The organism is Caldisericia bacterium, from assembly GCA_021158845.1.
Classification (GTDB): domain Bacteria; phylum Caldisericota; class Caldisericia; order B22-G15; family B22-G15; genus B22-G15.
In genome coordinates this window covers 1-11,182 of the sequence record JAGGSY010000130.1, presented here as the reverse complement: position 1 = coordinate 11,182, position 11,182 = coordinate 1, and the positions used below count along the sequence as shown (strand labels likewise).

11 protein-coding genes are annotated in these 11,182 nt (G+C 37.2%); 1 reads left to right on the top strand and 10 read right to left on the bottom strand.

Annotation, left to right across the window (positions count from 1 at the left end):
- From J7J33_04825 to recA, 10 genes are all read right to left on the bottom strand, one after another.
- Nucleotides 1-304 (bottom strand): RsmD family RNA methyltransferase (locus J7J33_04825; protein MCD6168611.1); only part of this gene is annotated, 304 nt, incomplete at its 3' end.
- A complete protein-coding gene (gene recG, locus J7J33_04820; GenBank protein ID MCD6168610.1) occupies nucleotides 301-2,586 on the bottom strand; it encodes an ATP-dependent DNA helicase RecG in 2,286 nt (761 codons plus the stop codon). The genes recG and J7J33_04825, both read right to left, overlap by 4 nt.
- Complete coding sequence (dprA, locus tag J7J33_04815) at nucleotides 2,577-3,593, bottom strand: DNA-processing protein DprA (GenBank protein MCD6168609.1); 1,017 nt, start codon at nucleotides 3,591-3,593, stop codon at nucleotides 2,577-2,579. The genes recG and dprA overlap by 10 nt, the downstream gene beginning before the upstream one ends.
- The gene (locus tag J7J33_04810; protein ID MCD6168608.1) at nucleotides 3,556-4,401 is read right to left on the bottom strand and encodes an MBL fold metallo-hydrolase; all 846 of its coding nucleotides are present in this window, start codon (nucleotides 4,399-4,401) and stop codon (nucleotides 3,556-3,558) included. Before J7J33_04810 ends, dprA begins: the two co-directional genes overlap by 38 nt.
- Complete coding sequence (gene miaB / locus J7J33_04805; protein MCD6168607.1) at nucleotides 4,398-5,636, bottom strand: tRNA (N6-isopentenyl adenosine(37)-C2)-methylthiotransferase MiaB; 1,239 nt, start codon at nucleotides 5,634-5,636, stop codon at nucleotides 4,398-4,400. The genes J7J33_04810 and miaB overlap by 4 nt, the downstream gene beginning before the upstream one ends.
- Nucleotides 5,629-6,948 (bottom strand): CCA tRNA nucleotidyltransferase, encoded by a 1,320-nt coding sequence (locus tag J7J33_04800; GenBank protein ID MCD6168606.1) that lies wholly within the window; start codon nucleotides 6,946-6,948, stop codon nucleotides 5,629-5,631. The genes miaB and J7J33_04800 overlap by 8 nt, the downstream gene beginning before the upstream one ends.
- A complete protein-coding gene (locus J7J33_04795) occupies nucleotides 6,932-7,738 on the bottom strand; it encodes a TIGR00282 family metallophosphoesterase (protein MCD6168605.1) in 807 nt (268 codons plus the stop codon). The genes J7J33_04800 and J7J33_04795 overlap by 17 nt, the downstream gene beginning before the upstream one ends.
- Entirely contained in the window at nucleotides 7,735-9,282 is a 1,548-nt protein-coding gene (gene rny, locus J7J33_04790; protein ID MCD6168604.1) for a ribonuclease Y, read from the bottom strand. The genes J7J33_04795 and rny overlap by 4 nt, the downstream gene beginning before the upstream one ends.
- Nucleotides 9,279-9,707, bottom strand: coding sequence for a RecX family transcriptional regulator (locus J7J33_04785; GenBank protein ID MCD6168603.1), 429 nt, complete (start codon nucleotides 9,705-9,707; stop codon nucleotides 9,279-9,281). Before J7J33_04785 ends, rny begins: the two co-directional genes overlap by 4 nt.
- Before the next feature lie 4 nt (nucleotides 9,708-9,711).
- Entirely contained in the window at nucleotides 9,712-10,734 is a 1,023-nt protein-coding gene (gene recA / locus J7J33_04780; GenBank protein MCD6168602.1) for a recombinase RecA, read from the bottom strand.
- Between the two features lie 228 nt (nucleotides 10,735-10,962).
- Here recA and J7J33_04775 point away from each other — a divergent pair, with 228 nt between their 5' ends.
- On the top strand, nucleotides 10,963-11,160 hold the full coding sequence (locus J7J33_04775; GenBank protein MCD6168601.1) for a nucleotidyltransferase domain-containing protein: 198 nt from the start codon (nucleotides 10,963-10,965) through the stop codon (nucleotides 11,158-11,160).
- Nucleotides 11,161-11,182: the final 22 nt, after the last annotated feature.

The following is an 11,182-nucleotide window of genomic DNA, read 5'->3' as shown; positions in this document are numbered from 1 at the left end:
ATACATCCATCTTAAATACTTTGAATTTCTCTTTATCAACCTTTACAATGGAGAGATTCTTCCTTATAACATTTATCGCATCAAGCCTCTTCTCAACAAAAACGACAAACTTAGCTCCCATAGAGATAGCTTCAATTCCCACTGCACCACTTCCAGCAAAGAGATCCCAGAAAATTTTATCTTCAATAGCACCCCTCAATGAGTTAAAGAGAGATTCTCTAACTCTGTCAAGACTTATTCTCGTTCTCTTATCCTTCACTTCAATCAATCTAATACCAGAGAATTCTCCAGATGTTATTCTCATGAGATATCAAGATACTTAAGCGGTTTAAATCTAAAGATAAGTTCCTTCAGTAGGAGAGGGTAGTCTGAAATCTTCTCTTTCTTTAAAAACTCCTCTGCATCCTTCTTTGCCATCTCAAGAATTCTTATATCCTCCTCCCTCAAAAGATTTGCAACTTTGAACTCAGATACTCCATGCTGTCTCTCTCCACCAAGTTCACCTGTTCCTCTAAATTTTAAGTCCCATTCTGACACCTTAAGCCCTGAATTTGTCCTTTCAAGTATTCTCAATCTCCTTAGGGTATCTTCATCATATTTGGATGTGATAAGAAGACAATATGACTCCTTCTCTCCTCTTCCAACCCTTCCCCTCAACTGGTGGAGCTGGAGAAGTCCAAATCTGTTTGCATCTTCAATGAGTATAACTGTGGCTTCAGGGACATCTATCCCAACCTCTATTATACTTGTGGAAACGAGTATCTGTGTATCACCGGTTCTAAAGTCCTTTATTATTCTCTCCTTTTCCTCACTCTTCATCTTCCCATGAAGAAGAGAGATCTTAAATCCTTTAAAAATCTCTTTAAATTCCTCATACTTTTTCTTTGCAGAGGCAACATCTATTTTTTCACTTTCCTCTATAAATGGACAAACAATATATACCTTTTCACCTTTGATAAGCCTCTTTCTTACAAATTCGTAAGCTTTTTCTCTCATATTTCCAGGAAAGACATAGGTCTTTACAGGTTTTCTACCTGGAGGAAGTTCTCCTATAAAGGAGATATCTAAATCACCATAGAGGGAGAGGGCAAGGGTTCTTGGGATAGGTGTAGCTGAAAGAACAAGGATGTGTGGAAACTCTCCCTTTTTGACAAGTTCTGCTCTCTGAAGAACTCCAAATCTATGCTGCTCATCCACAGAAACAAAGGCTAAATTTTTAAATACCACATCCTCCTCTAAGAGGGCATGCGTTCCAACAACTACCTGAATATCTCCCTTTGAGATCTCTTCCTTTATCCTTTTCTTGTTCTTTGTGCTTCTTGTAAGTACCTCAACTCTTATGTTGAATGGGGAAAGGAATCTCTTTATAACCTCTCCAGTTTGATTTGCAAGTATCTCTGTGGGAGACATAATAGCTCCCTGATATCCATTCATTGCTGTAAGATACAGAAAGTATGCAACAACAACAGTCTTTCCACTTCCAACCTCACCATGTAGAAGTCTGTTCATCACCTTCCCGCTTCTAAGATCTTCCTCTATCTCTCCTATAACCTTCAATTGACCCTTTGTAAGAGAAAAGGGTAAAGAGGAGATAAACTTCTCTCTCAATTCCTTATCTATGGTATAAACTCTCCCTCTCTTTTCCTTTATCTTCCTCTTTCTTAAGAGAAGGAAGAGTTGAAATAAAAATAGTTCCTCGTAGATGAGTCTGTATTTAGAAAGTTTAAGAAGTGCTCCATTTTTCGGGAAATGGATATTTAAAAGAGAGGCTCTCAGACCGGGAAGTTTCCTCTTATTTAAAATAGTTTTTGGAAGAGGATCAAAAATGAGGGGAGATTCAATTTTAAAAGCTTCTTCTATGTATCTTGATATCATCTTTGATGAAAGTCCCTTTGTCTGAGGATAGATGGGAATTATTTTCTCATTACTACTATTCTTAACTCCCCTTATCTCCTCGAATTCTGGATTCTCTATCTGCCACTCACCGAAACTATACTTTACTTTGCCCATAAGGAGGTATCTCTTTCCTCTCTTAAAGAACTTTGCTAAGTAGGGTTGATTGAACCACACACCATTTATTGAACCAGTCCCATCAAAGAATCTCACCTTCAATATATCTATACCCTTTCTCCTTGAAATACTATGGGATACAGAAACAACTTCACCCTGTATCTGCACTGACTCACCATTTCTAACCCTCCCAATTGGGGTAAGTTTCCCAAAATCCATGTATCTACGAGGAAAAAAATAGATGAGATCATAAAGTGTGTATAAACCCAATTTTTCTAAGGCATCTCTCCTCCTATCTCCAACACCGGGAAGTTTCTCAAGACCCACATTCCTCAACTTGTAAATTTCATCAAGGATTATATTGATTATCTCCTTTATCGCCTTTTCCCTTCTTTCCTTGTCAGAACCCTCATATCCAGTCATTAACTCCTCAATTCTTTTTGTATTCAATCCTAAAGCTTCAAGAGATTTAAGTTCCTTTAAGATGAAATTGGAAAAACCTCCTATCACAGATTTATTGTCAAAACCTCTCTTTTTCTCAAGAAGTATTGAATCTATTATCCTCTCTACCTCCATTTCACCCTCATATACACATTCCCTGGAAAACTCTTTACAACTCCCTTCTCCTCAAGGGAGATAAGTATTGGTAAAAGGGATGGGTCATCAAGGAAATGGTCTATATATGTGGGAGTATCAGGTATTCTATTTAGAAGAATCTTCTCCTCCTCAGTAAGATGCACTTCTTTGGATTCTTTCTCCTCAACACCAAGAAATTTAATTAAATCTGAGAAATCAACAAGAATTTGCGCACCATCTCTTATCAACATATGAACGCCACGAGATTTCTCAGAGTAAAATGGACCGGGAACGGCAAAAACTTCTCTTCCCTGCTCCAGTGCAAATGATACAGTTATAAGGGCGCCGCTCTTCTCTGGAGCTTCAACAACCACCACTGCCTTTGATAAGCCACTTATTATTCTGTTTCTCTCTGGAAATCTAAATTTCAAGGGAGGAGTATCTGGTGGATATTCAGATATAAGGGCACCGCTTTCTGTTATCCTTTCTGCCAGACCTCTATTAAGGGAAGGGTAAATATGATTTATGCCACTGCCAAGTACAGCATAGGTAAAACCTGATCCCTTCAATGCTCCCCTGTGTGCTGCTGAATCAATTCCATAGGCAAGACCACTTATAACTGTAATTTTATGATTGGATAGGAACTCCCCAAGTTCCTCTGCTATTCTCTTTCCATACGAGGAGCATCTTCTTGTACCTACTATTGAAACACCTAAAAAATCTTTTTTAAATTTTCCCTTAACAAACAAACCAAGAGGCGGATCTGGAATTTTTTTAAGTATCTCTGGATACTCTTCGTCAAGAAATGTTATAAATTCTATCCCTTTTTCTTTGTAAAGGGATAGTTCTTCTCTCTCCTTTGTAAAATTGGTGTTAACTCCAAGTTCATCAATTTTATCGTTTATTATATACTCCCACTTCCTTCTCCTTGATATGGGAATCTTAAGTATCTTTAAGAAGACCTCTTTCTTACCAAATTTTTCTGTTAAACTCCTTAATTCTCTCATAAAATAGATTCCTCTCTGCCTCAAAAAGCATCTCCTCTAATAAGAGATAGGAGGCAAAGTTTTTCAAAATAATACCATTCTCCTCAAAAACAGAAACAACCGGGTAAAATCTCTCCCTCCAGTCAAGAAACCTAAAGGGATGATGCTCCATAACCCAGACTGTTTCTTTAAATTTATGAATGATTCTTGAAAGGTTCACAACAGATAATGGCAGTGTCTCCTCTGTTGGTCCATCAAAGAAGACAACATCTGGAGACATCTCAACAAGAAACTCTATCTGTTCTTCCTCTGGAAATCCCTGGACATCTGAGGAGTATAAAAATTTAATATTTTCCTTAATAAGGATTGAAACAACTCCCCCCATCTTTTTACTTATTCCATGCGTAAAGATTGGAGAAAATATAATCTCTGTATTCCCAAATTTAAACTCCCCAGCAGCATAATGTATGTTTGCTATACTGGAGATAGATTTAAGAAGTTTCCTTGCCCTCCTTTTCTGATTATTGCTTATAAAATTTTCTGGATCCTTTATAAAGACTTCCTTCCCTCTATACAATGAAGGATCCATGCTAAAGTGGTCATTGTGATAGTGGGTGATAATGACTATATGGGCTCTTTTGCTTGCCTTTCTAATGTTTTCCTTTACATTAGATAATGCTCTTAATTCAAAGGGGGTTGGAGGAAGAGAATGGATGATGGACACAACAGATAGTCCTGGATCAATAAGGATACATACATCCTCTGTTTCAACGAATGTAGCCATACTTCTTACACCAAGCGTTTCTCCTCCCAGTGGAATTATCTTCATGTCCTCTTCCCGAAGAGTTCCCTTATATTTGCATCGTAAATTTTAACCTTTATCAATTTTCCAACATCTTTCTCACTTACATCATCAATGACAACCACCCTTCCATTCTTCTCCTTACCTATACCTTTTTTATCCTTTACATTCTCCACAAGAACCTCTACCTCTCTTCCAATAAAACTTCTATACCTTTTCAAAGTGATTCTATCCTGCACTTCAATCAAGAAATTAAGTCTATTCAACTTTTCTTCATGACTTACAGTATCTGGAATATTGTAATATAAGGTTTTTGGTCTCTTTGAATACATAAACATAAAAGCTCTATCAAACTCAATTTCTTTAACCAAATCTATGGTATCCATAAAGTCCCTTTCCTCCTCTCCTGGAAAACCAACCATTATATCAGTGGAGATCATAGCATTTGGAAAAACCTCTCTAACCTTTTCAACAAGCTCTCTAAATTTTTCCCTCGTATAACCCCTTCTCATAAGCTTGAGAACCTTATTTGAACCACTCTGAAGTGGAAGGTGGAACATAGAGAGAAGGTTTGGGATACTTTTCATTTCATCTATCCAGTTAAGTTTAAAATTCTTTGGATGAGAGGTTAAAAATCCAACTCTTAAAAAACCAACTTTTGAAACCCTTTTAATAACTTCTATAAAGCCATCCTCAAGTCCTAAATCCTTTCCATAGTCATTAACATTCTGGCCAATAAGGATTAACTCTTTTGTTCCTGAATTAAAGAGGAATTTAGCCTCTTTGATAACTCTCTCTAAGGGCTTACTCTCCTCCCTACCTCTTGCATAGGGAACAATGCAGTAGGAACAAAAATGATTACAACCGTATATTATTGGTAGATAGGCTGATACTCTCTTTATTTTCTCTCTCTTGACATGCTTTATTATAGAGGAAGCTATATCTTCAAGTTCTTCTTCCCTATCGTAAAGACCAACAAGGTATGGATTAAATCTTTTTTCTATATTCTCTTTATCCACCTGTGCAAGGCAACCTATGACATATACCTTTGCATCCTTTTTCTTTACCTTATTCACATAGCCAATAAAGGAGTATATTTTGTGTCTTACCTTCTCCCTAACATCGCATGTATTTATAAAAATAAAATCGGCTTCCTTTGGATTGTCTGTCTCGGATAGGGAGGAAAGGAGAAGTGAGCGGAGGTAGTCTGATGTGTAGACATTCATCTGACAGCCAAAGGTCTTAATGAAGAATTTACTCACTTCCCCTTTTCAAGTATTTGTCTATCAAAGCTTTGGCATCCTCCTTTGTCTTTATCTTTTCAAGAATTTGATGTGCCTTCAAATACATGAGCAAATCTCCAACAAATGGTGAGGGTGTCAATCCATACTCCCTTACTATCTCCTTTCCTGATATTACAAGAGACCTAAACCTATTCTTTACAAATAGACCTATAAAGTTCAGCACCTCTTTCTTTGGGAATTTTCTTGAAGATTTAAATGTGAAGTAGAGAAGGAGATATGCCTCTATGGTTTCTTTCTTGTATGTTCTAAAGAATGTTCCAATAAAATCAACAGCGAGGATATCCTGTCCCTCTTCATAGCTATTTTTTAGATACTTGTAGGCAAATATTACATTTTGAACCTTCGTACATATTCTTAGAGAGGCGGCAAATCTTCTTCTTATAAATAGTGCTGGTGTCTCTTCTCCAAATGTAAGTACTGCAAGTTTAAATGTTTGAAGATGGGTTATCTCCTTTCCAACAGGTTCATTCCAGAAATTTACAAAAACTTCTCTAACCTCTTCCTTCTTAAAGAGCTTCTCTGGTTTCTCCATGGATTCCTTCAGATTCTTCAAAGCCATATCCATAAAATCAAAATCCAGGTGAGGGAAGATCACATTTAGAACCTTTGTCTCGTATAGATCGTAAAGGATATCATTATCCATAAGGAGTATTCTGAAGAACTCATCCTGCATTCTCTCTGGCGTAACCTTCTCAAGTAGATCCTTATCCCTTAATAGAGTTTTAAGGGTTTTATCCTCAATCTTGAAACCCAAGGAGTGTTTGAATCTAAAAGCTCTCAAAATCCTTATAGGGTCTTTTTCATAAATATCATCTCTTACCTGCCTTATAATCTTTTTCTTTAAATCATTGAGACCCCCAAATAGATCAATAAAGAAGTCATCTTTATCTTTGAAGAGCTTCGTTAGATTGATAGCCATAGAGTTGATTGTAAAATCTCTACGTTCCAACTCCTCTTTCAGGTTATCCTCATTGACAAAGGAGACATCAATCCTTCTTCCTTCACTCAATATCATAACCCTTGCGTATATCTCTCTCTTTCTTAAATAGAAGACACTTCCATTTAAGAAGTGTGCAAGGGCTTTCACTATACTTGTTGGAGCATCAATAACTATATCAATATCGTTACTCTCCTTCCCAAGAAGGAGATCTCTTACAAAGCCACCTACAAGATAAACAGTAATATTGTTAAGCGAAAAAAATAGATTCAAGGACTTTAATAATTTGTCCTCTTTAATCCTTTCTTTAATCTCTTTAAGTCTCTTTTCCATCGTTTACCCCCTCTTCAAGGTTTTTATTAAATCTCTCTATCTTCAAAGTTTTACCACTTTTCTCATCAACTTCAATAATAACAGAATTTAACCTCAAATCTCCAGTTGCCTGTCTAAATCTTGTAGGTAATCTTTTAATTATTTTCTCCATAGCATCTTCCTTTCTCACACCCAGAATAGAATCAAAGCTACCAGTCATTCCAACATCTGTAATGTATGCAGTCCCTTTCAATGATACCACTTCATCAGCAGTTTGTATATGGGTGTGTGTACCAAAAACTGCACTCACTCTTCCATCAAGATAGAAAAACATAGCTTTCTTTTCACTGGTAGCCTCTGCATGAAAATCAACAATTTTTATTTTAACATTTTTTATTTTATCAAGAATCTCATCAGCTTTCCTAAACGGGCAGTCTATTGGATCCATAAATATCCTACCCTGAAGATTTATTACACCAACATCAACCCCATTAACCTTTACCAGAGTGTATCCATCACCGGGAGTGCCTGGTGGATAATTTGCTGGTCTTAAAACTTTTCCTTTAAAATCCTCAAAGACCTCCCTGTACTCCTTGTTATCCCATATATGGTTTCCACCTGTACCCACATCAACACCACTTTTTACAATCTCATTAAATGTCTTTACTGTAATACCAAATCCACCTGCAAGATTCTCCACATTGGCAATTACAAGGTCAATTCTTTCTCTATCAATTATCTCTGGAAGAAGAGTTCTTATAACCCTCCTCCCCCCTCTTCCAACAATATCTCCTATAAACATCACTCTCACTTTGCATAACCTACAGCTTTACTCTCTCTTACCACTAAAACTTTTATCTGCCCAGGATACATGACCTCATTCTCTATCTTTTTTGCAATATCATAGGCAAGTTTAGGAAGAAGCATGTCATCTATACTATCTGGCTTAACAAATACCCTGACTTCCCTTCCTGCCTGAAGTGCATATGCTTTCTCAACACCCGGAAAGGAGGATGCAATCTTCTCAAGTTCCTGAATTCTCTTTATGTACTGTTCAATTGTTTCATTCCTTACCCCTGGTCTTGAAGCAGAAATTGCATCGGCAGCCTGTATTATAAAATCAAGGGGTGTCTCTGGCTGAATCTCATTGTGGTGAGCCTGAACAGCATGAATAACCTTTTCTATCTCTCCAAACTTTCTTAAAATCTCTCCTCCAATTATTGCATGAGGACCCTCCATCTCTTTGTCCAAAGCCTTTCCAATATCGTGTAGAAGACCTGCTCTCTTTGCAGTTTTTATATCCATTCCCAACTCTGCTGCCATTGTTCCCGCGAGGAAGGCAACTTCAAGAGAGTGTTTAAGGACATTCTGACCATAACTGGTTCTAAATTTTAGTTTCCCAAGGAGTTTTTTTAGTTCTACGGGGAGATCCCCTATACCTACCTCAAGGATTGCTTTATTCCCCTCTTCCAGGATTATCTCCTCCATTTCCTCTTTTGCCTTTTCATAAACTTCCTCAATTCTTGATGGGTGTATTCTTCCATCGAGAATGAGTTTTTCAAGGGTGAGTTTTGCAATCTCTCTTCTTATGGGATCATATGAGGAGATAACCACTGCTTCTGGAGTATCATCAATTATAAGTTCGGTCTCAGTGAGGGACTCAAAGGTTCTTATGTTTCTCCCCTCTCTTCCAATTATTCTGCCCTTAATATCATCGTTTGGAAGAGGAACAACAGTTATGGTTGATTCACCGACAAAATCCACAGCAGTTCTCTGAATTGCAGTGGCAAGTATCTCCTGGGCTTTCTCTTTCTGTCTCTCCTTAAGTTCCTCTTCATAGAGTCTTATCTTCTTACTAATATCTATCTTTAACTCCTCCTCCAATTTTCTAAAGAGCTCTTCCCTTGCCTCCTCTTCTGTAAGCTGTGCAACTCTTAAGAGTTCTCTTTTGTGTCTCTCGTATTGATTTTTTAAAGCTTCCTTAATCTTTCTAATCTCCTCCTCTTTCTGTGATACGCTCCTCTCTCTCCTCTCCACTGCCTCAAGTTTCCTTTCAAGCATCTCTTCCCTCTGAAAGAGCCTCGTTTCTATTTTCTGTATCTCCTGTCTCCTTCTCTTAAGCTCCCTTTCAGCATCACCTCTAATCCTTATGGCATCTTCCCTTGCCTTGGAAAGCATCTCTTTAGCTCTAATCTCTGCCTGTTTTAAAGCCTCTTCTTTTATCTTCTTTGCCTCTTTTTCAGCAGATTGAATTTTACTCTCCGCTATGTACCTTCTTATATAGAATCCTACTATTCCTCCAAGAAAAAATGTGGCAATTATAAGTAACTCATATAAAAATATTGAAATCTTCATCTTCTTTCCTCCTTTTTCCTTTTAGCCTCAACTATTGTGGAATGGGTAAATCCCCTTGAAATAAGCAAAGAGTATATGTCTTTTGAATCGCTTTTTCTCTTCATCAAACTTAAAGCATTCTCAACATCCTTCTCTCTATCAAAATAATTCTTTATTCCCTTCTTAATAAAATCCATTGGGAGAGACTTATTTCTCAATTTATAAACTATCTTCTTCTCCCCCCACTCTTTGCTCTGCATATATTCTATCTCTCTCCTTAAGAGAGACTCATCGTCTATTATTTTCTCTTTTATAAGGTATTCAACTACCTCATCTATATCTCTATCCTTAAACCCTTTTCTCTTTAATTTCATTTTTAACTCAAAAGAAAAATAGTCTTTTCTTCCCAGCAGTCTCAGGGAATAGGAGAGAACTTCATCATTCACTATTTTACTCTTTCTTCTCTTCCGCTTCCTTCGGCTTTGGGAAAGCTATGTTTCTTATCTCTTCCTCTATCTTTTTTAATAGTTCTCTATCCTTATCAAGGAACTCAATCACCTTTTTCCTTCCCTGTCCAATCTTTTTTCCCTTGTAGGAGTACCATGAACCAGATTTATCTATGATTTTTAAATCCACTGCAGCATCAAATACACAGCCAACTTTTGATACACCCTTTCCATATATTATGTCAAAGAAGGCAGTCCTATATGGAGGTGCAACTTTATTTTTCACAATCTTTGCCTTAACTGTATTTCCTATAACCTGGTCACCTTCCTTTATAGAATCAGCTCTTCTTATCTCAATTCTTACAGTGGAGAAGAATTTTAAAGCTCTGCCTCCGGGGGTAACTTCAGGATTTCCAAATACAACTCCCACCTTCTCTCTAACCTGATTTATAAATAAAGCAACTGTCTTTGATTTGGATATGGCAGTATTCAACCTTCTTAAAACCTGAGACATGAGTCTTGCCTGAAGAGCCATAAACTGATCTCCAATCCTACCTTCAAGCTCAGCCTTTGGAACGAGAGCAGCAACTGAATCTATTACAAATAAATCCACTGCACCACTTCTTGCCAGTGTCTCTGCGATCTCAAGAGCCTGTTCGGCAGAATCTGGTTGAGATATATACAACTTTGAGAGATCAACACCAATGGCTTCGGCATAGGTAGGGTCAAGGGCATGCTCTGCATCTATGTAAACTGTGTTTCCCCCTCTTCTCTGTGCCTCCGCAACTGCCTCAAGTGCAACAGTGGATTTACCACTCCCTTCCTGACCGAAGATCTCTATTATCCTTCCCTTAGGATAACCTCCAACTCCAAGGGCGACATCCAGAGTTAATATTCCTGTAGGGATCACTTCTGTATCAAGTAGAGCTCTCTTATCTCCTAACTTCATGAGGGAGCCCTTTCCAAATCTCTTTTCTATTTCATTTATTGCTATATTCAATACTCTATCTTTCTCGTTAGCCACGATCCATTTCACCTCCTGAACAATTTTTATAAATTTTATCAAAATGGAGGCTAAATTTCAAATTTTAAAAAATGCAACGCTGGGTGCCAGGCACTATTTGTTGCAAAATGGAGTAAATATTGGTGTGAAGGAAATGGTATACTTAAGATGTGGAAAATAGATTCTTTAAAGAGATGAAGAAGCAACGGAGATTGCAAAAAAAATTATAGATTTTGTGGATGAGAGGATGAGATGAAAATTGATGAAATTTTAGAGAGAAAAAGGGAAAGATACAAGAAACTGAATAGAAACTTAAACAGAATCGTTAAAGACTTAATAAATCTTGGCGCAGAGAAAATATATCTGTTTGGTTCCCTTGCAAGAGGGAACATCAATGAATTTAGTGATATTGATTTATTTGTTGTTATCTTTAAATGCGAAGAATCTTAAATATTTCCTCATCTGATAGAGG